Source organism: Streptomyces sp. NPDC044003 (genome assembly GCF_056435185.1).
In genome coordinates this window covers 328,882-352,667 of record NZ_JBWKFA010000002.1, presented here as the reverse complement: position 1 = coordinate 352,667, position 23,786 = coordinate 328,882, and the positions used below count along the sequence as shown (strand labels likewise).

The window sequence follows — 23,786 nt, the reverse complement described above, 5'->3', positions numbered from 1 at the left end:
CTGGCGCCATGGAGACGAAGAACCCCGGCCCCGCCCACGACGCCGTCGACGCCATCACCGACCAGTGGGCGGCCGTCCGCCCCGACCTGGACACGGTGCCGATGGCCGTCTTCGGCCGCATCTACCGGCTGGCCAACGCCATGCGGGGCAAGGTGGACAAGGCGTACGCGCCCTACGGCATGGCGCTCGGGGAGTTCGACGTGCTCGCGACGCTGCGCAGGTCCGGAGCGCCGTACACGCTCTCGCCGCGCGAGCTGACCGCCACGCTGATGATCACCACCGGCGGCATGACCGGCCGGCTGGACAAGCTGGAGAAGGCCGGGCTGCTCACCCGCAGCCCCGACCCGCACGACCGGCGCGGCCTGCGGGTCACCCTCAGCGAGCGCGGCAAGGAACTGGTGGACCAGGCCGTCGGGGCCGGTCTCGGGGAGCAGCGGGCCGCCCTGCACTCCGCGCTCACCGCGGAGGAGGCGGACCAGCTGGCCGGGCTGCTCAGGAAGCTGCTCGCGACCACGGTCTAGGGGGCGGCCGGGCCCTCGACGCACGCGAGGGCGCCGCGCGGTACCTCGTACCGTGCGGCGCCCTCGGTGAAGACCTCTGAGGCGGTTACGCCTTCTTGGACTTGTCGAGCACCATCACCAGGCCGGCGATCACCAGGAACAGCACCAGCGGCGCCGCCACGTACAGGCCGAGGGTCTCGACGACACTCAGCTTGGGGGCCGGGTCGTCGCCGTCGTCGCGGGTGTTCGCGAGCGCGGGTGACGACATGAGCAGCATCATCAGCGTCGTACCGGCCGCGAGCGAGCCGGCGCGCAGAGCGTTCTTCTTGTCCACAGCCCCAAAGTAGCGAACACCTAAACGGGCCGCGCGCCCGGGGGTGCCGTACGGGCGTTCCCCCCTTCCGTACGGGCGTGCAGCTCGCGCAGCAGGGCGTGCGCCCGGGGCGAGGTGGCGAGCTCCTCCAGGGTGAGCGGCCGGCCGTCAGGACCCGCGAGCGGCAGCCGCCAGTTCGGGTACTCGTCCCAGGTGCCCGGCAGGTTCTGCGGTCTGCGGTCCCCCACCGTGTCCGGCAGCCACACGCCCACCATCCGGGCCGGGGTGGCGAGCAGGAACCGGTGGACGGCCCTGATCTCGGCCTCCTCGTCGCCGGGCCCCTCCGGGAGCAGCCCCGTCCGCTCGAACACGTCCAGCCATTCGGCGGTCGCCGCCGCGTCCGCCGCCCGCTCGCGCTCCAGGTCGCCGGCGAGCAGCCCGAGCCGGTGCCGCAGGCCGACGTGCTCGCCGGAGAGCCGGGCGGCGGTGGAGGGCAGGTCGTGGGTGGTGGCGGTGGCGACGCACTCCGCGCGCCACTCCCCCGCCGGCAGCGGGCGGCCGGTGCCCGACCAGTCCCGCTCGAACCAGAGCACGGAGGTGCCGAACACCCCGCGCCGGGCCAGCTCCTCCCGTACGCCCGGCTCGACCGTGCCGAGGTCCTCGCCGATGACGAGAGCACCCGCGCGGTGGGCCTCCAGGACGAGGACCGCGAGCATCGCCTCGGCGTCGTACCGGACGTACGTGCCCTCGGTGGGCTCGCGGCCCTCCGGCACCCACCACAGCCGGAACAGGCCCATCACATGGTCGATGCGCAGCGCGCCCGCGTGGCGGAGGAGTTCGCGCAGGAGTCCGCGGTACGGGGCGTAGCCGGCGGCGGCGAGGGCGTCGGGCCGCCAGGGCGGCAGACCCCAGTCCTGGCCCCGGGAGTTGAAGGCGTCGGGCGGGGCGCCGACCGACATGCCGGCCGCGAAGGCCTCCTGCTGGGCCCAGGTGTCCGAGCCCTCGGGGTGGACGCCCACCGCCAGGTCGTGGACGATCCCGATCTCCATGCCGGCCTCGCGGGCGGCCGCGGCGGCGCCGGCGAGCTGCCGGTCCGTCAGCCAGGCGAGCCGGCAGTGGAAGTCGACCCGGGCGGCCAGGGCGGGATCTGCGCGCACGGCGGTCTCCGCCGCGCGCGGGGTGCGCAGCTCCTCGGGCCAGCTCCGCCAGTGGTGGCCGTGGCGCTCGGCGAGGGCCTGGTAGGTGGCGTGGTCCTCCAGGGCCCGGCCCCGCTCGGCGAGGAAGTCGTGGAAGTCGGCGCGGCGGCCCGGTCCGGGCTCCACCGAGCCGAGCACCAGCTCCAGGGCCCGCCGCTTGAGCTCCCAGACGGCGTCCCGGTCGATCAGGGCGCCCTTGCCGAGGACCCGTTCGCGCAGTTCGGCGGCGTCGGCGAGGATCCGGTCGAGCTCCTCGCGGCGCTCGGGGCCCACCAGGGCGTACTCGGGGATCTCCTCGATCCGCAGATGGACGGGGTCCGGGAAGCGGCGTGAGGACGGGCGGTACGGGGAGGGGTCGCTGGGCGCCCCGGGCACGCCCGCGTGGAGCGGGTTGACCTGGACGAACCCGGCGCCGTGCGTGCGGCCGGCCCAGGCGGCGAGTTCCCGCAGGTCGCCGAGGTCGCCCATGCCCCAGGAGCGGGTGGAGAGCAGCGAGTACAGCTGGACGAGGAGTCCGTGGGCGCGCCGCCCGGGGCCGGGCACGCGCGCGGGGCTCACGATCAGGGTGCCGGTGGCCGCGCGCCCGTCGGGGGCGTGCGCCTCGACCGTGTGGACGCCGAGCGGAAGCCCGGACCAGTCCCGGCCGGTGACGACGGCGCCGTCCTCGGTGGTGACCCGCAGGCGGGTGCCGGGCGGGAGGCCCTCCGGCGGGCGGGCCGGTTCGTCGCCGTGGTGGTGGACCAGGGTCGGGGGCAGCAGGCGCTCCCGGTCGGCCCGTTCGGCCGCGTCGAGGGCGGCGGCGACCGCCTCCGGGGTGGCCGCGTCGACCCCCAGGGCGGCGAGGACGGCCACCACGGTGGCGTCCGGCACGGGCACGGTGACGCCTTCCGAGGGGCTGTGGGCGGTGGCGACGCCGTGACGGGCGGCGAGACGGGCCAGGGTCACTTCACACTCCGGGGGACTCCGGGCCGCCCGCGCTGCCGGGGGCGGTGGGTTCGCTGGTCAGGGGGGCCGCCGCGGCCAGCGGCGGCTCGCTGGTGAGGGGTGACGCGTCGGGCAGGGGCGGCTCGCTGGTCAGCGGTTCGCCGGCCGGCGCCGACTGCTGTGGAATCCGTATCCGTCCGAGGTGGCGGGCGGTCGTGGTCACGGGGGTCTCCCGATTCGTCTCGACAGGTGGACCTGGGCAACGACAGAGCCCTACCCAGCGCACCTCGTTTTACCGGCGGATCGTGGCGAAGTGACGTCACCTCGCCGACGGCTCGCCGGGCAAAGCCGACACATCGGCCACGCGCATTGACACCCCAGTGCGACGGGTGGTGGGCTCGTGACCCACTCGTGACCAACCGGCAGAGCCGCGGAGGGCCTGTCTTTCGGATCAGGCCGGATCAGGGAGCGGGGCCTGGTGCGTGCGATCGCAAGGCGGAGGAGGGAGTCAACGCGGAGCGTTGGCGACCGACGACAACGCGGCGAGCGTGCGTGCCAGGCCCCGCGAGCCCGGCATGATCCGAAAGACAGGCCCTCAGCCCGCCGAAGGGAGACCCGCGTGCACCTCGGGCGCAGGAAGCGCACCGCGACGGCCGTCGCCGCCGCCGTCATCGGCGGCCTCCTCGGCGGCGCGGTGCCGGGCTCGGCACAGGCGACCCCGAAGGCTCCGGCGACCCCGGCGGCCCCCGCGATCCCGACGGCTCCCGCCACACCGGCGACCCCGCTCTCCCCCTCCCCCACGGCCCCCGCCACGCCTTCGACGGACACCGCGAAGGCCTCCACCGCGCGCGTGCCCGCCGTCTGGCCCCGGCCCCAGTCGCTGGCCGCCACCGGGTCCGCCGTGCGCCTCGGGGACGAGGTGACCCTGCTCGCGGACGCCGACGCCGATCCGTACGCCCTCGCCGCCCTGCGCGAGCTGCTGCGGGCCGCCGGGGTACGGACGGTCCGCACCGGCCTGCCGGGTCGGGGCCCGGTCCTGCGGGTCGCGGGGCCCTCCGGCGGCGACGGCTCCGGCGCGGAGGCGGCGCTGACCGCCCTGCGCGTCCCCGAGCGCCTCGATCTGCCGCGCGGCGGCTACCGGCTCGCGACGGGCCGCTTCCAGGGGCGGGACACCGTCGTCCTGGACGGGGTCGGCGAGGACGGCCTGTTCCACGCGGTCCAGACGCTGCGTCAGCTCCTCGGCGCCGGCCGGGAGATCCCCGGCGTCGTCGTCCGTGACTGGCCCGGCACGGCCGAGCGCGGCATCACCGAGGGGTTCTACGGCCGCCCCTGGACTCTGGAGCAGCGGCTCGCCCAGCTGGACTTCCTGGGCCGGACCAAGCAGAACCGCTATCTGTACGCGCCCGGGGACGACCCGTACCGCCAGGCGCAGTGGCGCGAGCCCTACCCGGCCGCGCAGCAGGGCGAGTTCCGGGCGCTCGCCGCGCGGGCCCGCGCCAACCATGTGACGCTCGGCTGGGCCGTGGCGCCCGCCCAGTCCATGTGCCTGGCCTCGGCCGGCGACGTGACGGCGCTGACGCGGAAGCTGGACGCGATGTGGGAGCTGGGGGTGCGCTCCTTCCAGCTGCAGTTCCAGGACTCGTCCTACGACGAGTGGCACTGCGAGAAGGACGCCGACACCTTCGGGCGCGGACCGGAGGCCGCGGCCACCGCCCACGCGCGCGTGGCGAACGCCGTCGCCGAGCACCTCGCCGAGCGGCACCCGGACGCCGAGCCGCTGACGGTGATGCCGACGGAGTACTACCAGGACGGCGCGACCGCGTACCGCACGAAGCTCGCCGCGGAGCTCGACACGGACGTGCGGGTGGCGTGGACGGGCGTCGGCGTCGTGCCGCGCACGATCACCGGCGGCGAACTGGCGGGGACGCGCAGGGCGCTGGGCGGCCACCCGCTGGTCACCATGGACAACTACCCGGTCAACGACTACGCGCAGGACCGGCTGTTCCTCGGCCCCGCCACCGGCCGGGAGCCGGCCGTGGCCGCCGGTTCCGCCGCCTTCCTCGCGCACGCCATGGAGCAGCCCGCGGCCTCCCGCGTCCCGCTCTTCACCACCGCCGACTACGCCTGGAACCCGAGGGGCTACCGGCCCCGCGAGTCCTGGCGGGCGGCCGTGGACGACCTCGCGGGCCCGGACCCCGCCGCCCGCGAGGCGCTGCGCGCGCTCGCCGGGAACGGCTCCTCGTCGATCCTGGACCCGGCGGCCGAATCGGCCTATCTGAAGCCGCTCCTGACGGCGTTCTGGTCGTCCCGCACGCGCACCGGCACGGCGGGAACGGCGGCGCGGGAGAAGGCGGCGCGCGAGCTGCGGGCCGCGTTCACCGTGATGCGCCACGCCCCCGAGCGGCTCACGGCCACCGCCGACGGCGCCTTCGACGACGAGACGGGGCCCTGGCTCGACCAGCTCTCCCGGTACGGGCGGGCGGGCGAGACGGCGGTCGACATGCTGCTCGCCCAGGCGCGCGGCGACGGCGCGGCGGCCTGGCGGGCGCAGCTGGACCTGGAACGGCAGCGGCAGACCCTGAAGGCGAGCCGGGTGACGGTCGGCTCGGGGGTCCTCGATCCGTTCCTCACGCGCGCGGTGACGGAGTCGGCGGCCTGGACGGGCGCCGACCGGACCCCCGCGGCGCGGGCGGACCGTGCCCCCGGCTCGTACACCGTGCGGCTCGACCGGGCGCGGTCCGTGGAGGCGCTGACGGTGCTCGCCGAGCCGGGCGCGCAGGACCCCCGCGCGCGCGTGGAGGCGTACGTCCCCGGCGAGGGCTGGCGGCCGCTCGGCCCGCTGTCGGCGTCCGGGTGGACGCAGACCGAGCTGAAGGGGCTGCGGGCCGAGGCGCTGCGGGTCGTGTGGAGCGGCGACGGTCCGGCGCCCGAGGTGCGTTCGCTCGTGCCGTGGTTCGCGGACGGGCCGCGCGCCGGTCTCGCCCTCGCCCGGACCGAGACGGACGCGGAGATCGGCGGCCCGGCGCAGCGGATGGACGTGGAGTTGACGGGCCGGCGCGCGGGCGAGGTGCGCGGGACGCTGACGGCGAAGGCCCCGAAGGGCATCGCGGTGCGGCTGCCGGAGCAGGCCGTGGTGGAGCGCGGTGCGCGCACCCGCGTCCCCCTCGAGGTGTCGGTGGCGGCGGGCGTGCCGGCCGGTTCGTACCGGGTGCCGGTGTCCTTCGCGGGCGAGGAGCGGGTCCTGACGGTGCGGGCCTTCCCCCGGACGGCGGGCCCGGACCTGGCGCGGGCGGCGACGGCCTCCTCCTCGGGCGACGAGACGCCGGACTTCCCGGCCGCCTCGGCGGTGGACGGCGATCCGGCGACCCGCTGGTCCTCCCCGGCGGAGGACGGCGCCTGGTGGCAGATGGAGCTGTCCGAGCCGGCCCGGATAGGGCAGGTGGTGCTGCACTGGCAGGACGCGTACGCCTCCCGTTACCGGGTGCAGGTCTCCGCCGACGGGCGGGTCTGGCGGACGGCGGCGACCGTCGCGGACGGCAGGGGCGGCCGGGAGTCGGTCCGCATGGACGCGGCGGACACCCGTTTCCTGCGGGTCCAGGGGGAGACGCGGGCGACCCGCTTCGGCTACTCGCTCTGGTCGGTGGAGACCTATGCGGTGGCGCAGGATCCGGTGGAGGCCCCCGAGGGCACGCCGACGGAGCGGCCCGCCCCCTAGGGCCTGATCCGACGGGAATCGTCAGACAGGCCCCAGGGCTGAACCGCTCCGTGCCGGAAGCCTCCGCGTACGCGAAAGGCCCGGCTCAACCCGTCGTCAGCGCCCTCACGGGGGTGTCTGCGACGGAGTCGATCCGGGCCATGGCGTCCTCGGCGCCGTACGGCTCCAAGTACGGCAGCCAGCGGGGGTCCCGATGTCCGGTCCCGATGATCCGCCAGGCCAGGCCGGTCGGCGGGGCGGGTTGGTGCCGCAGCCGCCAGCCCAGCTCGCGCAGGTGCCGGTCGGCCTTGACGTGGTTGCAGCGGCGGCAGGCCGCCACCACGTTCTCCCAGGCGTGGGTGCCCCCTCGGCTGCGCGGGATGACGTGGTCGACGCTGGTCGCGACGGCCCCGCAGTACGCGCAGCGCCCGCCGTCGCGCGCGAAGAGCGCTCTGCGGGTCAAGGGAACGGGCCCCCGGTAGGGGACCCGCACGAAGCGCTTCAGTCGCACCACACTGGGAGCGGGGAGGACTTGGGTCTCGCTGTGCAGGAAGGCGCCGGACTCCTCGAGGCAGAGAGCCTTGTTCTCCAGTACGAGGACGAGTGCGCGGCGGAGCGGTACGACGCCGAGCGGCTCGTACGACGCGTTGAGGACCAGGACATGCGGCACGGATGCCTCCTATGACGCCGGCGGCGCGTGGCTCGCGCCGGGACGAACTGCTCTCAGTCTCTCCTTATGCCTGGTCGCGGCGCCACCACGTATCGGGATCGGGGTGACGGCCCCGGGGTGTTCTCGACCACATCGGCATCTCTCCCCGGTATGTGCCCAGGTGAGGTCCGTCTCTCCCTCGAACAGGGCTGCGGGAGCATGTCCGACGCCCCGTTAGTGTGGATGGTCTGCGTACGCGATGCCTGGAGGTTGTCCCGTGTCCTGGTCCGCCCTTGCGGCTGCCACCGAACCCGAACCGATGCCGGTGACTCTGGACGAGGCCGCGGAGAAGGCCACGAACGCGGCGAGCTGGGTGGAGGAGAACTGGTCCACCTGGCTCAACACCGGGCTGCGGATCCTGCTGATCCTGGTCGTCGCGCTGCTGCTCCGGATGGCCGTGCGGCGGGCCCTGACGAAGCTGATCGAGCGGATGAACCGCTCGGCGCAGGCGGTGGAGGGGACGACGCTCGGCGGTCTCCTGGTGAACACCGAGCGGCGGCGGCAGCGCTCGGAGGCGATCGGGTCGGTGCTCCGCTCGGTGGCGTCCTTCCTGATCCTGGGCACGGCCGCGCTGATGATCCTCGGCGCCTTCAAGATCGACCTGGCTCCGCTGCTCGCCTCCGCCGGTGTGGCCGGTGTGGCGATCGGTTTCGGCGCGCGGAACCTGGTGACGGACTTCCTCTCCGGGGTCTTCATGATCCTGGAGGACCAGTACGGCGTGGGTGACACGGTCGACGCGGGCGTGGCCTCCGGCGAGGTCGTCGAGGTGGGCCTGCGGGTGACCAAGCTGCGCGGGGTGGACGGCGAGATCTGGTACGTGCGCAACGGCGAGATCAAGCGGATAGGGAACCTCAGCCAGGGCTGGGCGACGGCCGGGGTGGACGTCACCGTCCGGCCGACGGAGGACCTGGAGAAGGTGCGGGCCGTGATCGCCGAGGCGGGCGACGCCATGGCGAAGGAGGAGCCCTGGAACGAGCGCCTCTGGGGGCCGGTGGAGGTGCTCGGTCTGAGCGAGGTGCTGCTGGACTCGATGACGGTCCGGGTCTCGGTGAAGACGATGCCGGGCAAGAAGCTGGGCGTGGAGCGCGAGCTGCGCTGGCGCATCAAGCGGGGTCTGGACCAGGCCGGGATCCGGATCGTGGGCGGGGTTCCGCCGCAGGCGGAGGAGTCGGCGGCCGACCCGACGGCCGGCATGGCGGCCCCGTCGGCGTTCGCCTCGACGACCTCGCCGCAGTCGGCGGCGACGACCCCGCTGCCGAAGCCGGACCTCTCCAAGTAGCTCTGCCCGTCCGCACGCCCCCGCAGGTAACTCTTTGGTTGCCTTCGGGGGCGTGTCGCGTTCCCGGGTATTGACGCCCCCGTGACGGCCGCCTTACCTTCCTCCCAACCCAATAGGAAACTTTCCTAACAGTGCCGCTCGGTACTGCAGCCACCGTACGAGGGCAGGTGCGAGTCCCATGGTCGGTACGACTCCGGGAACCCCCGGCACCCCGCGTGTCCTGCGGGCCATGAACGACCGCGCCGCCCTGGACCTGCTCCTGGAGCACGGCCCGCTCTCGCGGACCCGGATCGGCAAGCTCACCGGCCTGTCCAAGCCGACCGCCTCCCAGCTGCTCGCCCGCCTCGAAGCGGCCGGGCTCGTCGTCGCCACCGGCACCACCGAAGGCCTGCCCGGACCCAACGCCCAGCTGTACGCGGTCAACGCCCGGGCCGCGTACGCCGCCGGACTCGACGTCGACCAGCACCGCATCCACGCCGCCGTCGCCGACATCACGGGCGAGATCATCGGGGAGTTCGAGCTCCGCACCCCCGGCCGCTCCGCCTCCGGCGTCGTCCGCCAGGTCACCGACGCCCTCGACGGGGCCGTCAAGGCGGCCGGGATCACCCGTGAGGACGTACGGCGCCTGGTCATCGGCACCCCCGGCGCCTTCGACCCGGCCACCGGGCGCCTGCGGTACGCCTCCCACCTGCCCGGCTGGCACTCCCCCACCCTCCTGGAGGAGCTGGCCGCCGCCCTGCCCATGCCGTTCGAGTACGAGAACGACGTCAACCTCGTCGCCGTCGCCGAACAGCGCCTGGGCGCCGCGCGGGGCCACTCCGACTTCGCCGTGCTGTGGAACGAGGGGGGCCTCGGCGCCGCCCTCGTCCTCGGCGGGCGGCTGCACCGCGGCTTCACCGGCGGCGCCGGCGAGCTCGGCTTCCTGCCGGTGCCCGGCACCCCGCTCGTCCGGCAGGTCACCAAGGCCAACTCCGGCGGCTTCCAGGAGCTCGCGGGCATCCAGGCCGTGCCCCGGATCGCCCGCGAGGCCGGGATCGAGACCCCCGACCACCCGTACGTCCCGGTGGTGACCGGCCTCCTCGCGCACGCCGCCGAGGCACACACCGAGGACCCCCGGTACGCGGAGCTGCTCGACCGCTACGCCGAGCGCCTCGCCGTCGGACTCGCCTCCCTCGTGACCGTCCTCGACCCCGAACTGATCGTGCTCTCCGGAGACGCCCTCGTCACCGGCGGCGAACCCCTCCGCGCGCGCGTGCAGTCCGAACTCGCCGACCTCGCCCCCTCCCGGCCGCGGCTCGTCCTCTCCGCCGTGCGCCGCAGCCCCGTCCTGCGCGGGGCCCTCGAAAGCGCCCTCGCCACCACGCGCGACGAGGTCTTCGACACCTCGCGCTGACCGTCCCCACCCGTCGCCAAGCCCCCGAACCCGCCCCAGGGAGACCCCGCCATGCCCGTACGTCCGCGCAGAACCGCCGCCGCGCTCGCCGCCACCGCCTCGATAGCCCTCTTCGCCTCCGCCTGTACCGGCTCCGCGAACAACACGGCCACCGACGACCCCAAGGCCGAGACCACCATCACGTTCTGGCACGGCTGGTCGGCGCCCGCCGAGGTCAAGGCGATCGAGGACAACGTCGCCCGCTTCGAGAAGGCCCACCCGAACATCAAGGTGAAGGTCGTCGGCAACATCAACGACGACAAGCTGGGCCAGGCGCTGCGCGCGGGCGGGTCGAACGGCCCCGACGTCGTCTCCTCGTTCACGACGGCCAACGTCGGCAAGTTCTGCGCCTCGGGCGCGCTCGCCGACCTCAAGCCCTTCGTCGAGAAGGACAAGCTGGACCTGGACAAGATCTTCCCGAAGGTCCTCCAGGAGTACACCCAGTTCGAGGGCAGGCGCTGCTCCCTGCCGCTGCTCTCCGACGCGTACGGGCTCTACTACAACAAGGACGCGTTCAAGAAGGCCGGCCTCGACCCCGAGGCCCCGCCGAAGACCTGGTCCCAGTTCACCGAGGCCGCCAAGAAGCTGACGAAGGCCAAGGGCGACTCGTACGAGCGGGTCGGCTTCATGCCGAACTACCTCGGCTACGAGACCGTCGTCTCCCACTACATGTCGCAGTGGAAGCACGGCGGGTACTTCGGCGCGGACGGGAAGTCGACGGTCGCGAAGGACCCGGCGTTCGCCGAGATGATGACGTACCAGAAGTCCCTGGTGGACGCCCTCGGCGGCTTCGAGAAGCTCGACAAGTACCGCACCACCTTCGGTGACGAGTGGGGCGCCAAGCACCCCTTCCAGACCGGTCAGGTCGCCATGCAGCTGGACGGCGAGTGGCGGCTGAACTTCATCAAGGACGCCAAGGTCGGTTTCGAGGTCGGCGTCGCGCCGCTGCCCGTCGCCGACGACGAGATCGCCGAGTACGGCAAGGGCTACCTCTCCGGCACGATCATGGGCATCGCCCCGCAGAGCAAGAAGCAGAACGCGGCCTGGGAGCTGGTCAAGTACATGACCACGGACACCGAGGCCGTGGTGAACTTCGCGAACGCCATCGGGAACGTCCCGTCCACCTTCGAGGCCCTGAAGTCCCCGAACCTGAAGTTCGACGACCGCTTCAAGACCTTCCTGGACATCGCCCGCCACCCCGCCTCCACCACCTCGGACGGCGCGGTCAACGGCTCCGCCTACCAGGACACCCTCCAGAAGTTCGCGCAGCAGTACGAGAAGGGCCAGGTCACCGACCTGAAGAAGGGCCTCGCGGACACCGCGGCCCAGATCGACCGCGACATCGCCGCGGCGAAGTGACGGCCGGCACCCGCCCATGAGCACGGACACCCTGCCCGCGAAGGAGGCGGCCGCCCCGGCCGCCTCCTCTCCCGGAGGACGCAACACCCTGCGGCACAAGCGCAGGCGCAACGCGCTGCGCACCCTGGCCTTCATGTCGCCCTGGCTGATCGGCTTCGGCGTCTTCTTCGCCTACCCGCTGGTCTCCACCCTGTACTTCTCCTTCATGCGGTACGACGGCCTCAACCCGCCGACCTGGCGGGGCCTGGACAACTGGTCGTACGTCTTCTCGGAGTTCCCGCAGTTCTGGCCGGCCCTGCAGAACACCCTCTGGCTGGCCGTCGTGATGGTCTCCTGCCGGGTACTCTTCGGCCTCGGCATCGGTCTGCTCATCACCAGGATCAAGACGGGTGCCGGCATCTTCCGCACCCTCTTCTACCTGCCGTACCTGGCCCCGCCGGTGGCGGCCACGCTCGCCTTCGTCTTCCTGCTCAACCCCGGCACCGGGCCGGTCAACTCGCTCCTGGAGGCGGTCGGCATCCCCGGCCCCTCCTGGTTCAACGACGCGGACTGGTCCAAGCCGGCCCTGACGGTCCTCGCCGTGTGGGGCGTCGGCGACCTCATGGTCATCTTCATGGCCGCCCTGCTCGACGTACCGAAGGAGCAGTACGAGGCCGCCGAACTCGACGGCGCGTCCCCGTGGCAGCGCTTCCGCTACATCACCCTGCCGAACATCTCGCCGATCGTGCTCTTCGCGGTCGTCACCGGGATCATCGGCGCGATGCAGTACTACACGCAGCCGATCGTGGCCTCCAAGGTCGCCTCGGGCGTGATGGGCGGCTCCGGTGTCACCTTCGTCCCCGGCTACCCGGACGACTCCACGCTCACCCTGCCGCAGCTCGTCTACAGCCTCGGCTTCAGCCAGTTCAACTACGGCGCCGCCTGTGTCGTGGCGCTGGTGCTCTTCGCACTCTCCATGGCCTTCACCGCCCTGCTCATGCGCAGGCGCGGCGGCCTGATCGGCTCGGGTGACTGACACATGACGACCGCAACCGCCCCCGCCCGGACCGTGGCGAGCCCCGCCGCGAGGCGGGCCCGCCGCAAGGCGCTGCTGCACTGGATCGCCGTGCACTCGCTCGGCGTCGCCGCCGCCCTGTTCTTCGTCCTCCCGTTCGCCTTCGTCTTCCTCACCTCCCTGATGAGCGACGAGCAGGCGCTCACCCGGGACCTGACGCCGAACTCCTGGCACTGGGACAACTACCTCAAGGTCCTGCAGACGGACGGCTTCCTCACCTGGTGGAAGAACTCCCTGCTGTACGCGGGGCTCGGCACCGTCCTCGTCGTGGTGTCCTCGATCCCCGTGGCGTACGCGCTCGCGAAGTTCCGCTTCCGCGGCCGGCATCTGTCGCTGCTGCTCGTCATCTCGATGATGATGCTGCCGCCGCAGGTCGTGATCATCCCGATGTACCTGTTCTGGGCGAAGCAGATGGACCTCTCCGGCTCGCTGTGGCCGCTGATCATCCCGATGGCGTTCGGCGACGCCTTCGCCGTCTTCCTGCTGCGCCAGTTCCTGCTGACCATCCCCAACGAGTACGTCGAGGCCGCGCGGATCGACGGCTGCGGCGAATTCCGCACCCTGATAAGGGTCGTGCTCCCGATGGCGAAGCCGGGCATCGCCGCCGTGGCCCTCTTCCAGTTCTTCTACTGCTGGAACGACTACTTCGGGCCGCAGATCTACGCCTCCGAGAACCCGGCCGCCTGGACGCTCAGTTACGGACTGGAGTCCTTCAAGGGCGCGCACCACACCGACTGGAATCTGACCATGGCCGCGACCGTGCTGGTCATGGCCCCCGTGATCCTCGTGTTCTTCTTCGCGCAGAAGGCGTTCGTCGAGGGAGTCACACTGACCGGAGTGAAGGGCTGAGTCACCAATGCTGCAATCCATCGGGGGACAACCCCCGAACCCCCGGGCGAAAAAGATTGCTGTCGTGGGGGGCGGGTCCACCTACACCCCCGAACTGATCGACGGATTCGCGCGGCTGCGCGACACCCTGCCCCTCACCGAACTCGTCCTCGTCGACCCGGCCGCCGACCGCCTGGAGCTCGTCGGCGGTCTGGCCCGGCGGATCTTCGCCAAGCAGGACCACGACGGGAAGGTCGTCACCACCACCGACCTCGACGCCGGGGTCGAGGGCGCCGACGCCGTCCTGCTCCAGCTGCGGGTCGGCGGGCAGGCCGCCCGCGAGCAGGACGAGACCTGGCCGCTGGAGTGCGGCTGCGTCGGCCAGGAGACCACCGGCGCCGGCGGCCTCGCCAAGGCGCTGCGCACGGTCCCGGTCGTCCTGGACATCGCCGAGCGGGTCCGGCGCACCAACCCGGACGCCTGGATCATCGACTTCACCAACCCCGTCGGCATCGTCACGCGCGCGCTGCTCCAGGCCGGGCACAAGGCCGTCGGCCTGTGCAACGTCGCCATCGGCTTCCAGCGGAAGTTCGCGAAGCTCCTCGACGTGACCCCGTCCGAGGTCCACCTCGACCACGTCGGCCTCAACCACCTGACCTGGGAGCGGGCCGTACGCGTCGGGGGCCCCGAGGGCGAGGACGTGCTGCCCCGGCTGCTCGCCGAGCACGGCGACGCGATCGCCGGCGACCTCCGCCTGCCGCGCCCGGTCCTGGACCGGCTCGGCGTCGTCCCCTCGTACTACCTGCGGTACTTCTACGCGCACGACGAGGTGGTGCGGGAGCTCGGCACGAAGCCCTCGCGGGCCGCCGAGGTCGCGGCGATGGAGCGGGAGCTCCTCCAGATGTACGGGGACCCGGCGCTCGACGAGAAGCCGGCCCTGCTCGCCAGGCGCGGCGGCGCCTTCTACTCGGAGGCGGCCGTGGACCTGGCGGCCTCCCTGCTGGGCGGCGGCGGGTCGCCGTACCAGGTGGTGAACACGTACAACAACGGCACGCTGCCGTTCCTGCCGGACGACGCCGTCATCGAGACGCAGGCGGCGGTCGGCTCGCACGGGGCCACGCCGCTGCCGGTCGCGCCGGTGGACCCGCTGTACGCCGGACTGATCGCGAACGTCACGGCCTACGAGGACCTGGCCCTGGAGGCGGCGCTGCGCGGCGGCCGCGACCGGGTGTTCAAGGCGCTGCTCGCCCACCCGCTGGTCGGGCAGTACGCGTACGCCGACGGGCTCACCGACCGGCTGATCGCGCACAACCGGGAGCACCTCGCGTGGGCATGAGGCTGAGTGGGGGGCTTCTCGCGATCGACGCGGGGAACAGCAAGACCGACGTCGCGGTGCTCTCCCCGGACGGAACCGTCCTGGGGTCGGCGCGCGGCGGCGGGTTCCAGCCGCCGGTGGTGGGGGTGGAGACGGCGGTCGACGGGCTCGCGGAGATCGCGGGGCGGGCGTGCGCCGAGGCCGGTGTCCCGTTGGAGTTCGCGCATGTCACGGCCTGTCTCGCCAATGCCGACCTGCCGGTGGAGGAGGAGGCTCTGCAGGCCGAGCTGCTCGGCCGGGGCTGGAGCACGTCCGTACGGGTCCACAACGACACCTTCGCGATCCTGCGGGCCGGGGTCGACGAGCCGCGGGGCGTGGCCGTGGTGTGCGGGGCGGGGATCAACTGCGTCGGGATGACCCCGGACGGGCGGACCGCGCGCTTCCCGGCGATCGGGAAGATCTCCGGGGACTGGGGCGGGGGCGGCGGACTCGCCGACGAGGCGCTGTGGTTCGCGGCGCGCGCCGAGGACGGGCGGGGCCTGCCCACCGCCCTCGCCGACGCCCTGCCCGCGCACTTCGGCCTGGACGCGATGTCCGCGCTGATCGAGGCGCTGCACCTGGGCCGGATCCCGATGGGGCGGCGGCTCGAACTGACACCGGTGCTCTTCCGCGTCGCGGCCCAGGGCGATCCGATGGCGGAGTCGATCGTGGACCGGCTCGCCGACGAGGTCGTCGCCATGGCGGCGGTCGCGCTCCGGCGCCTCGGCCTCCACCGCGAGGAGGCCCCGGTGCTGCTGGGCGGCAGCGTGCTCGCCGCCCGCCATCCTCGGCTTGAGGCGCGGATCCGTGAACTCCTGGCGGCGCGGGCGCCGAAGGCCGCGATCGGCTTCGTGACCGCGCCGCCGGTCCTCGGGGCGGGGCTGCTCGCGCTGGACGCGGTGGCCGCGGGTCCGGAGGCCGCGGCCCGGCTGCGGGAGCGGTACGAGGCCTGAGGGTGAGGGATGTGGGGCGTCTCGTCGTGACGACGAGACGCCCCGCACGCATGTTCACCTGTTCGAGCGATGGCTGATACGGAACCGATTTCCGCCGGGCGACGTATTCAGAGTGAGGGGTTCGCCCGCTGATGCGTGGGAGGCATGGGGCACGATAGGCACAAGATCCAGTCAATCCCGGTGTGCGGACGGCCCCCTGAGGCCATACTGCTGGCCGGGTGGTCCTCCACCGGAACCGGTCCCACCGGAACCCGGCCGGACGGGCCGACGTCAGCGACCGAGGGGGAGGTCAAGTGACACACCCGCCGAACGCGCCCGCCGCCTCGGCGGCGCGAGGCACGGCTCAGGCGCCCGCACGCCCGGGCACCGTACCCGCGCAGCCGTCGCCCGTGCCCGCCGCCGGTCCGCCCGCGGGGCGCGGCGCCTGGGCCGTGGGCCGGGAGCGGCTGCGGGAGGCCGCGACCACCGAGCCCGGCCGGCTCCAGATCCTCGGGGCCGTACTGGCGCTGCTCGTCGTCGCGTTCGGGGCCGTCACCGCCCTGGAGGTCACCGACCGGTCCTCCGCCGCCGACGACGTCGTCAGCCGCAGCCAGCCGCTGAGCGCCGACGCGGCCGCCATCTACCGCTCCCTCGCGGACGCCGACACCACCGCCGCCAGCGGATTCCTGGCGGGCACCCTGGAGCCGGCGGAGTCCCGCGCGCGGTACACCCGGGACATCACCACCGCCTCCCGACTGCTCGTCAAGGCCGCGGCGAACACGGACGGTTCGTCGGCCTCGGCCCGCGAGATCGCCACCCTCAACGAACAGCTCCCGCGCTACACGGGCCTCATAGAGCGCGCCCGGGCCGCCAACCGGCAGGGCCTGCCGCTCGGCGGCGCCTATCTGCGGTACGCCAACCAGCAGATGTCCAGCGCGCTGCTCCCGGCCGCCGAGCGGCTGTACGCGGCGGAGACCGAGCGGCTGCACGGGGACGACGACGCGGCCCGCGCCTGGCCCTACCTGTCGCTCGCGCTCGGCCTGCTCGCCCTCGGCGTCCTCCTCTGGGCCCAGCGCCGCAACTACGCCCGCACCAACCGGGTCTTCAACCACGGGCTGCTCGCCGCCACCGCCGCCACCGTGGCCGTCCTGCTCTGGCTGCTCGCCGCGCACACCGTGACCCGGACCGAGCTGAACAGCGCGCGGGCGCACGGGCAGGAGTCCCTCCAGGTCCTCAACTCGGCCCGGATCAGCTCGCTCACGGCCCGCGCCAACGAGAACCTGACCCTGGTCGCCCGGGGCGCCGTCCTCACCGAGGACGGCAAGAACGACAAGTACGAGGCGGACTACACGGCGAGCATGAGCGCCCTGACGACGGCGCTCGCCGAGGCGCGGGAGCTCGCCGACGACGACGCCGGGCGCGACCCGGTCGCCGATTCCGCCGACCGCGCGGCCGAGTGGCGCGAGCGCCACAAGGAGGCCCGCGCCAAGGACGAGGCCGGCGACTACGAGGGCGCACTCTCCCGGGTCGTCGGCGCCAAGGGGTCCACGGGCCAGTCCTTCGACCAGGTCGACGCTGCCCTGGAGCGGGCCCTCGCCCACGAGCAGACCGAGTTCACCCGCTCCGCCGGGGACGCCAGGGACGCGCTGACGGCGCTTCCCCTCGGCGCGGCGGCCCTCGGGATCCTGGGTGCGGCGGGCGCCGTGCTCGGCATCAACCGCAGACTGTCGGAGTACCGGTGAGAGGGGGCGGGATGCCGAACGGCACGGACCCGCTGGTGCGGCGGGACCCGCTCGTGCGGCGGACGGGGAACGGCGCGGACCCGCTCGTGCGGCGGGCGGCCGGGCGGCTGCGCGGCTGGGGCGGGGTGGCCGCCATGGCCGTGGCCTGCGGGCTCACCGGCTCCCTCCTCACCCTGCTGCCGGCGGCGCAGGACGGGAGCGGCGCGGCGGCCGCGCCCCGGACGACGGGCCCCGGCGTGGGCACCGGCGTCCAGGTCAAGGCCGACACCTGCGAGCACCCCGAGGCCTCCCTCACGCCCTCCTCGGCGGACGGTCCGTCGATCCGGGCGATCAAGGAGCGCGGGAAGCTGATCGTCGGCGTCGACCAGTCCAGCTACCGCTGGGGCTACCGGAACCCGGAGAAGGGCGTCCTGGAGGGCTTCGACATCGACCTGGCCCGGGCCATCGCCAAGGACGTCCTCGGCGACCCGCAGGCGATCATCTTCCGGACGATCCCGACCAACCAGCGGATCGCCGCGCTGAACAGCGGCAAGGTCGACCTCGTCGTGCGCACCATGACGATCAACTGCAAGCGGATCGGGCAGGTCGCCTTCTCCACCGCCTACTTCCAGGCCGGACAGCAGGTCCTGGCGCCCAAGCTCGACAAGGGCATCACCGGCTACGACTCCTCGCTGCGCGGCAAGCGGGTCTGCACCGCCGAGGGCTCCACGGCCTACGACGCCCTGGAGGAGAACTCCTTCGGCGCGGTCTTCAAGGACGAGGCCGACGGCACCAAGGACGACAAGGACCTGCTGACCGTCCCCAACCAGCTGGACTGCCTGGCCCGGCTCCAGATGGGCGAGGTCGACGCCGTCGTCACGGACAACGCCCTGGCGGCCGGCCAGGCCGCGCAGGACCCGGCGGTCGAGCTCAAGGGCCGGCCGTTCACCGAGGAGTACTACGGGGTGGCGGCCAAGCTGGGCAACGACGACCTGGTGCGCCGGGTCAACCAGGTCCTGGTGGGCTACCGGCAGGGCCCCTGGCAGAAGGCGTACCAGGAGTGGCTGGCGAAGGACCTGCCCGGGATATCGGGGCCGCCCGCCCCCTTGTACAAGTAGCCCGGTGCGCGCCCCCGAAGGAGTAACCCTGTACACGAAGCGGAAGAGGTGACCGATGGGCGTCACGGGACCCCCCGGGCCGGTGATGGACCGGGACGAGGTGGACCGTGCGCTGGCGCGGCTCGGCGCCGAGCACAAGGCGGTCGAGGACTCGCTCCTCGCGCTCCAGGACCACGCGGGCCGCAGGCTGCTCGAAGGGGCCGAGCTGACCGGCACGACCCGGGAGCGGTGGGGCACCGCCGAGCGGACCATCACCCTGCTCTGGACCTGCTTCGACGTATACACGGGCGCCCTGCGGGAGGCCCGTGAGCTGCGGGCGCGGCGCCGCTGGCCCGGCCGGGAGGAGCTCGTGGAGCTGACCGACCGGCTGCGCGGCGACAGCGTGCTCGTCCCGGGCGGGGCCGCCGAGGGCGCCCTGCTCACCGAGCGGTTCAGCCTGGAGGGCCTGGTCCGGCGGATGAACGAGCTGTACGCCTCCTCGCTGGACCTGGTGGTCACCGCCGACGCGGTCTGGTCGGCGCTGCCCGCCCGGATAGACCTGCTCGCGGCCGAGCTGGGCCGGACGCGTTCGCTGGCGCACTCGGTCGGCGTGCGGCCCGGGGAGCACCCGGCGGGGGACGAGCTGGAGGCGATCACGGCCGAGCTGACCGCGCTGCGCTCCCAGGTGGTGACGGACCCGCTGGCGTTCTGGCGGCCGGCGGCGGGGAGTTCGGCGCCCGGCGGCGGACGTCCCGACACCGAGCGGTACGACCGGGCGGCCCTGGCCCTGGAGGACATCCGGCGGGAGATCGAGGCGGTCCTCGCGGTCCGGCAGGACTCCGAGGACCGGCTGCTGCGGCTGCGGGACGTGCTCTCGCGGGCGGACCGGACGCTCGCCGAGGCGCGGTCGGCGCGCGGCGAGGTCCTCGCGAAGATCGCCGCCTCCGAGGTGCCGGCGGTCAGCGGGCCGCCGATCGTGCTGCAGGAGCGGCTCGCGGCGGCCGCCGAGTACCGCCGGCATGCCCAGTGGCACCGGCTCTCCCCGCTCCTGGAGTCCCTGGAGCGGGAGGCGGAGGACGAACTGCTGCGGGCCCGCGAGTCGTTGACGGCGGTCACGGCGCCGCTGGCGGTCCGGGCCGAGCTGCGCGGCCGCCTCGACGCGTACAAGGCGAAGGTGGCGCGGCTCGGCGGGGCGGAGGATCCGCTGCTGATCGAGCGGTACGACGCGGCGCGCCGGATGCTGTGGAGCGCGCCCTGCGATCTCCGGGTCGCGGAGCAGGCGGTGCTGCGCTATCAGCAGGCGGTGGCGGACGTGCTGTCCGGTCCGCGCGACACGAGGGACGCGGGAGGACGACAGTGGTGAGCGGGGAGACGGGCGTGGGGAGCTGTCAGCGTCCTTCGTGCGAGGGTTCGTACGAGGACATGGGGGGCGGCGAGCTGTACTGCGACACCTGCGGACTCGCGCCGGTCGTCGCGCCCGGGGGTCTGATCGGGTCGACGCCGACCGGTATGGCCGTGCCGGGGAAGGGGACGAGCGGGGTCGGCGGGCGGGATTCGAGCTCCTCCCGGAGCAGTTCGCGCGCCTCGTCCCGCTCCTCGACCTCGCGCCGCTCGGTCTCCGGCCGCCTCTCCCGCTCGCTCTCCGGGGCCTCCGGCGCCTCGACGGGCCGCTCGGTGTCGGTGCGCAGCTCGGGCTCGTCGGCCGGGCAGTCCGCCCGGAACCGGCTGGGCGCGGGGCTGGTGACGATCCCCGAGGTGCCGCGCCCGGACCCGCGGGCCGCGGTGATGGAGAACGCCGAGGTTCCGGAGCGGAAGCGTTTCTGCTCCCGTTCGGACTGCGGGGCTCCGGTGGGCCGCGCGCGCGGCGACCGGCCGGGCCGCACCGAGGGCTTCTGCACCAAGTGCGGGCACCCGTACTCCTTCGTGCCGAAGCTGCGCGCCGGGGACATCGTCCACGGCCAGTACGAGGTCGCGGGCTGCCTCGCGCACGGCGGGCTCGGCTGGATCTACCTCGCCGTCGACCGGGCCGTCTCCGACCGGTGGGTGGTCCTCAAGGGCCTCCTCGACACCGGCGACCAGGACGCCATGGCCGCAGCGATCTCCGAGCGCCGCTTCCTCGCCGAGATCGAGCACTCCAACATCGTCCGCATCTACAACTTCGTCGAGCACCTCGACCCGCGCACCGGCTCCATGGACGGCTACATCGTCATGGAGTACGTCGGCGGCAAGTCGCTCAAGGAGATCGCCAACGACCGGCGCACCCCCGACGGCCGGCGCGACCCGCTGCCGGTGGAGCAGGCCTGCGCGTACGGCATCGAGGCGCTGGAGGCGCTCGGGCACCTGCACAGCCGCAACCTGCTGTACTGCGACTTCAAGGTCGACAACGCCATACAGACCGAGGACCAGCTGAAGCTCATCGACATGGGCGCGGTCCGGCGGATGGACGACGACGAGTCCGCGATCTACGGCACGGTCGGCTACCAGGCGCCGGAGGTGGCCGAGGTCGGCCCCTCGGTGGCCAGCGACCTGTACACGGTGGCGCGCACGCTCGCCGTGATGACCTTCGACTTCCAGGGCTACACGAACGTCTTCGTGGACTCGCTGCCCGACCCGGAGCACATCGAGGTCTTCCGGACGTACGAGTCGTACTACCGCCTCCTGGTCCGCGCCACGGACCCGGACCCGGCCCGCCGGTTCGCCTCCGCGCAGGAGATGGCGGAGCAGCTGACGGGCGTGCTGCGCGAGGTCGTGGCGCTCCAGTCGGGGCGGCCGCGGCCGGCGCTCTCGACGCTGTTCGGCACGGAGGTCCGGGTCACGGACACGGCGCTGTTCGCCGAGCTCACGGAGGACGTGTCGCTGCTCGGGGCCCGCCGGGGCCGCAAGCAGCGAGGGACGCCCGCCGCGGGCACGGTGCCGCCCGGGGCGGTTCCGGGTCAGACACCGCCCGCCGGCCCCGGTGCGGCTCCGGTTCCGGTTCCGGGGCAGGCGCCGCCCGCCGGCGGGCCTGCGCTCGGCGGCCCCGGGCTCGCCGGGCTGCTCGCGCCGCTCGACGCGCCCGCCACCGCGCTCGCACTGCCCGTGCCGCGCGTCGACACGAGCGACCCCAACGCCGGTTTCCTCGCCGGTCTCGCGGCCGCCGCCCCCGGCGAGCTCCTCGGGGCGCTCCAGGGCGCGCCCGCGCCCTCCGCCGAGCTGCGGCTGCGGACCCTGCGGGCCCAGCTGGAGCTGGCCGACCTGCCCGCCGCCGCGCGGACCCTCGCCGGCCTGGAGGAGCGGGACCCGGACGACTGGCGGGTCGTCTGGTACCGGGGCGTGGCCTCCCTGGTGACCGGTGACCACGAGCACGCGACGCTGGCCTTCGACGCGGTGTACGACGCCTTCCCCGGCGAGCCCGCGCCGAAGCTGGCCCTGGGGATCTGCGCCGAGGTCCTCGGCCAGCTGGACAACGCCGCCGAGTACTACCGCCTGGTGTGGGTCACGGACCCGAGCTTCGTCAGCGCGGCCTTCGGGCTCGCCCGGGTGCGGCTCGCGGCGGGCGACCGCACCGGAGCCGTACAGACCCTGGAGTCCGTACCGGAGGCGTCCATCCACTACACGGCGGCGCGGGTCGCGGCCGTGCGGGCGCGGCTGCGGCGGCGCCCGGCGCACGAGCCGCTCGGCGCCGATCTGACGGCGGCCGCGGCGCAGGTCTCCGCGCTCCAGGGCTTCGGTCTGGACGCGGTGCGCCGCGAGCGCCTGTCGACGGAGGTCCTCGGGACGGCCCTCGACTGGGTACTCTCCGGGAGTCCCGGTGCGGCACCGGGCGGCGGCGCGCTGCTGCTCGGCAGTGAACTGGACGAGCGCGGACTGCGCTTCGGCCTCGAACGCTCGTACCGGGTGCTGGCCCGGCTCGCCCAGCGGGGCGAGGAGAGGATCGAACTGGTGGAGCGGGCCAACCGCTTCCGCCCCCGGACGTGGGTGTGAAGATGTCCCAGAAGCCGAAGCCGTCGCACGGACTCGCCGCCTGCCCGGGCTGCGCGGAGCCGCTGGACTCGGGTGACCGGTTCTGCGGGGCGTGCGGCTACGACCTGTCGGCCGCGCCGGCCGCCGAGGCCGAGCCGGACCGCCCGACCGTGGCGATCGGCACCCCCGTGACCTGGCCGGACGCCCCGCCCCGCGAACCCGGTTCGCTCTCGACCGTGACCCAGCACCCGGGCGACCTCCCGGGCACCGACTCCGGCGGCCGCGACCTCCCGACGATGGAGGTCCGCACGGACGGGCCGGTGCCGGCGGAGAGCGGCGCGGTGGCGCACGGCGGGACCTCGGAGTCCGCGTCCCGCACCGTCGGATCCCCCACGTCCGACGGTGACTTCGAGCTGGCCGCGCCCGATCCCCGTACGGCCGTACAACTGGACCCGGCGACCGCGGCCGCCCCCGCCGCCGCGCTCTGCGTGGCCTGCCGGGCCGGGCGGGTGGACACCGACGGGTACTGCGAGAACTGCGGGCACGCCCAGCCGCGCGAGCGCGACCACATGGAGCGGGAGCTCGCCGGCGTCGCCGCCGTCAGCGACCGCGGGCTGCGCCACCACCGCAACGAGGACGCGTTCGCCGTCTCGGCGACCACTCTGCCCGACGGCTCCCCCGCCACCCTCGCGATCGTCTGCGACGGCGTCTCCTCCGCGACCCGCCCCGACGAGGCCTCCGCCGCCGCCGCGGAGGCGGCCGGCGCCTCGCTGCTCGCCGCGCTCCCCCGGGGCACGCACCCGCAGCAGGCGATGCACGAGGCGATCGTGGCCGCCGCCGAGGCCGTCAACTCCCTTGCGGAGGAGCCCGGTCAGGGCGGCTCGGAGCACGATCCGCACCGCCATCGCAACGCCCCGGCCTGCACCATCGTCGGCTCGGTCGTCGCCGCGGGCCTGCTCGTCGTGGGCTGGGTCGGCGACAGCCGTGCCTACTGGGTGCCGGACGACCGCAGCGCCCCGCCCGCCCGGCTCACCGAGGACGACTCGTGGGCCGCGCAGATGGTCGCGGCGGGCCTGATGAACGAGGCCGAGGCGTACGCGGACGAGCGCGCCCACGCGATCACCGGCTGGCTCGGCGCCGACTCGTACGAACTCGACCCGCACACGGCCGCGTTCAAGCCGGATCGTTCCGGCGTGGTGGTGGTCTGCACGGACGGCCTGTGGAACTACGCGGAGGCCGCGGAGGACATGGCCCGGGTCGTCCCCGCGGACGCGGCGGACCGGCTGCTGCACGGCGCCCAGGTCCTGGTCGGCCACGCCCTGGACGGCGGAGGCCACGACAACATCACGGTCGCGCTCGTCCCGTTCACCGTCACGCCACAAGGGGCAGGTTCCGCCTGAGAGCGGTCGCCGATTCCCGTCCCCTTCACCGTTGTTGCCCGAGGAGCCGAAA

The 23,786-nt window shown here is 73.9% G+C and carries 18 protein-coding genes; 14 read left to right on the top strand and 4 right to left on the bottom strand.

What is annotated here, in order from left to right; translation table 11 throughout:
- The first annotated feature begins 8 nt into the window (after positions 1–8).
- Positions 9–521: a MarR family winged helix-turn-helix transcriptional regulator gene (locus tag AC07AW_RS08215; RefSeq protein ID WP_478814654.1), complete on the top strand. Its 513-nt coding sequence runs from the start codon at positions 9–11 to the stop codon at positions 519–521.
- Between the two features lie 85 nt (positions 522–606).
- Here the strand turns inward: AC07AW_RS08215 and AC07AW_RS08210 are convergent, their stop codons facing one another.
- From AC07AW_RS08210 to AC07AW_RS08200, 3 genes are read right to left on the bottom strand one after another with little or no spacing between them, the layout of a single operon-like run.
- Positions 607–834 (bottom strand): hypothetical protein, encoded by a 228-nt coding sequence (locus AC07AW_RS08210; protein ID WP_225799889.1) that lies wholly within the window; start codon positions 832–834, stop codon positions 607–609.
- 20 nt (positions 835–854) lie between these two features.
- Positions 855–2,954, bottom strand: a complete 2,100-nt coding sequence (gene malQ, locus AC07AW_RS08205) for a 4-alpha-glucanotransferase (RefSeq protein WP_478814653.1) — start codon at positions 2,952–2,954, stop codon at positions 855–857.
- Between the two features lies 1 nt (position 2,955).
- Positions 2,956–3,156: a hypothetical protein gene (locus tag AC07AW_RS08200; protein WP_478815345.1), complete on the bottom strand. Its 201-nt coding sequence runs from the start codon at positions 3,154–3,156 to the stop codon at positions 2,956–2,958.
- 396 nt (positions 3,157–3,552) lie between these two features.
- Here AC07AW_RS08200 and AC07AW_RS08195 point away from each other — a divergent pair, with 396 nt between their 5' ends.
- Complete coding sequence (locus AC07AW_RS08195; protein WP_478814652.1) at positions 3,553–6,648, top strand: beta-N-acetylglucosaminidase domain-containing protein; 3,096 nt, start codon at positions 3,553–3,555, stop codon at positions 6,646–6,648.
- Positions 6,649–6,733: 85 nt separating this feature from the next.
- On the opposite strand, the gene AC07AW_RS08190 is transcribed toward AC07AW_RS08195, so the two are convergent.
- Complete coding sequence (locus AC07AW_RS08190; RefSeq protein WP_392153889.1) at positions 6,734–7,297, bottom strand: HNH endonuclease; 564 nt, start codon at positions 7,295–7,297, stop codon at positions 6,734–6,736.
- A gap of 238 nt (positions 7,298–7,535) precedes the next feature.
- On the opposite strand from AC07AW_RS08190, the gene AC07AW_RS08185 reads away from it, so the two are divergent.
- The 12 genes from AC07AW_RS08185 to AC07AW_RS08130 all read left to right on the top strand — a co-directional run bounded on the left by AC07AW_RS08185 (position 7,536) and on the right by AC07AW_RS08130 (position 23,734).
- Positions 7,536–8,615, top strand: a complete 1,080-nt coding sequence (locus AC07AW_RS08185; protein ID WP_478814651.1) for a mechanosensitive ion channel family protein — start codon at positions 7,536–7,538, stop codon at positions 8,613–8,615.
- 178 nt (positions 8,616–8,793) lie between these two features.
- Positions 8,794–10,008, top strand: coding sequence for an ROK family transcriptional regulator (locus AC07AW_RS08180; protein ID WP_478814650.1), 1,215 nt, complete (start codon positions 8,794–8,796; stop codon positions 10,006–10,008).
- A 51-nt stretch (positions 10,009–10,059) separates the two neighbouring features.
- Complete coding sequence (locus tag AC07AW_RS08175; protein ID WP_478814649.1) at positions 10,060–11,406, top strand: ABC transporter substrate-binding protein; 1,347 nt, start codon at positions 10,060–10,062, stop codon at positions 11,404–11,406.
- A 16-nt stretch (positions 11,407–11,422) separates the two neighbouring features.
- The gene (locus tag AC07AW_RS08170) at positions 11,423–12,421 is read left to right on the top strand and encodes a carbohydrate ABC transporter permease (RefSeq protein ID WP_478814648.1); all 999 of its coding nucleotides are present in this window, start codon (positions 11,423–11,425) and stop codon (positions 12,419–12,421) included.
- A gap of 3 nt (positions 12,422–12,424) precedes the next feature.
- Positions 12,425–13,309 (top strand): carbohydrate ABC transporter permease, encoded by an 885-nt coding sequence (locus AC07AW_RS08165; protein WP_478814647.1) that lies wholly within the window; start codon positions 12,425–12,427, stop codon positions 13,307–13,309.
- 7 nt (positions 13,310–13,316) lie between these two features.
- Complete coding sequence (locus AC07AW_RS08160) at positions 13,317–14,624, top strand: 6-phospho-beta-glucosidase (RefSeq protein WP_478814646.1); 1,308 nt, start codon at positions 13,317–13,319, stop codon at positions 14,622–14,624.
- Positions 14,621–15,595, top strand: coding sequence for an N-acetylglucosamine kinase (locus AC07AW_RS08155; RefSeq protein WP_478814645.1), 975 nt, complete (start codon positions 14,621–14,623; stop codon positions 15,593–15,595). The genes AC07AW_RS08160 and AC07AW_RS08155 overlap by 4 nt, the downstream gene beginning before the upstream one ends.
- Before the next feature lie 293 nt (positions 15,596–15,888).
- Complete coding sequence (locus AC07AW_RS08150; protein WP_478814644.1) at positions 15,889–17,316, top strand: hypothetical protein; 1,428 nt, start codon at positions 15,889–15,891, stop codon at positions 17,314–17,316.
- Positions 17,317–17,327: 11 nt separating this feature from the next.
- The gene (locus AC07AW_RS08145) at positions 17,328–18,413 is read left to right on the top strand and encodes a glutamate ABC transporter substrate-binding protein (protein ID WP_478814643.1); all 1,086 of its coding nucleotides are present in this window, start codon (positions 17,328–17,330) and stop codon (positions 18,411–18,413) included.
- Positions 18,414–18,468: 55 nt separating this feature from the next.
- Complete coding sequence (locus tag AC07AW_RS08140; RefSeq protein WP_478814642.1) at positions 18,469–19,755, top strand: coiled-coil domain-containing protein; 1,287 nt, start codon at positions 18,469–18,471, stop codon at positions 19,753–19,755.
- A gap of 59 nt (positions 19,756–19,814) precedes the next feature.
- Positions 19,815–22,355 (top strand): serine/threonine-protein kinase, encoded by a 2,541-nt coding sequence (locus AC07AW_RS08135; protein ID WP_478815310.1) that lies wholly within the window; start codon positions 19,815–19,817, stop codon positions 22,353–22,355.
- Positions 22,356–22,357: 2 nt separating this feature from the next.
- Entirely contained in the window at positions 22,358–23,734 is a 1,377-nt protein-coding gene (locus AC07AW_RS08130) for a PP2C family protein-serine/threonine phosphatase (RefSeq protein ID WP_478814641.1), read from the top strand.
- Positions 23,735–23,786 lie beyond the last annotated feature (52 nt).

Excerpts from the sequence above, each read along its gene's own strand:
- AC07AW_RS08135 (WP_478815310.1), top strand. The coding sequence starts at position 19,815 with ATGGGGGGCGGCGAGCTGTACTGCGACACCTGCGGACTCGCGCCGGTC.
- AC07AW_RS08140 (WP_478814642.1), top strand. The coding sequence starts at position 18,469 with ATGGGCGTCACGGGACCCCCCGGGCCGGTGATGGACCGGGACGAGGTG.
- AC07AW_RS08215 (WP_478814654.1), top strand. The coding sequence starts at position 9 with ATGGAGACGAAGAACCCCGGCCCCGCCCACGACGCCGTCGACGCCATC.
- AC07AW_RS08175 (WP_478814649.1), top strand. The coding sequence starts at position 10,060 with ATGCCCGTACGTCCGCGCAGAACCGCCGCCGCGCTCGCCGCCACCGCC.
- AC07AW_RS08180 (WP_478814650.1), top strand. The coding sequence starts at position 8,794 with ATGGTCGGTACGACTCCGGGAACCCCCGGCACCCCGCGTGTCCTGCGG.
- AC07AW_RS08185 (WP_478814651.1), top strand. The coding sequence starts at position 7,536 with ATGCCTGGAGGTTGTCCCGTGTCCTGGTCCGCCCTTGCGGCTGCCACC.
- AC07AW_RS08130 (WP_478814641.1), top strand. The coding sequence starts at position 22,358 with ATGTCCCAGAAGCCGAAGCCGTCGCACGGACTCGCCGCCTGCCCGGGC.
- AC07AW_RS08145 (WP_478814643.1), top strand. The coding sequence starts at position 17,328 with ATGCCGAACGGCACGGACCCGCTGGTGCGGCGGGACCCGCTCGTGCGG.
- AC07AW_RS08155 (WP_478814645.1), top strand. The coding sequence starts at position 14,621 with ATGAGGCTGAGTGGGGGGCTTCTCGCGATCGACGCGGGGAACAGCAAG.
- AC07AW_RS08170 (WP_478814648.1), top strand. The coding sequence starts at position 11,423 with ATGAGCACGGACACCCTGCCCGCGAAGGAGGCGGCCGCCCCGGCCGCC.
- AC07AW_RS08160 (WP_478814646.1), top strand. The coding sequence starts at position 13,317 with ATGCTGCAATCCATCGGGGGACAACCCCCGAACCCCCGGGCGAAAAAG.
- AC07AW_RS08165 (WP_478814647.1), top strand. The coding sequence starts at position 12,425 with ATGACGACCGCAACCGCCCCCGCCCGGACCGTGGCGAGCCCCGCCGCG.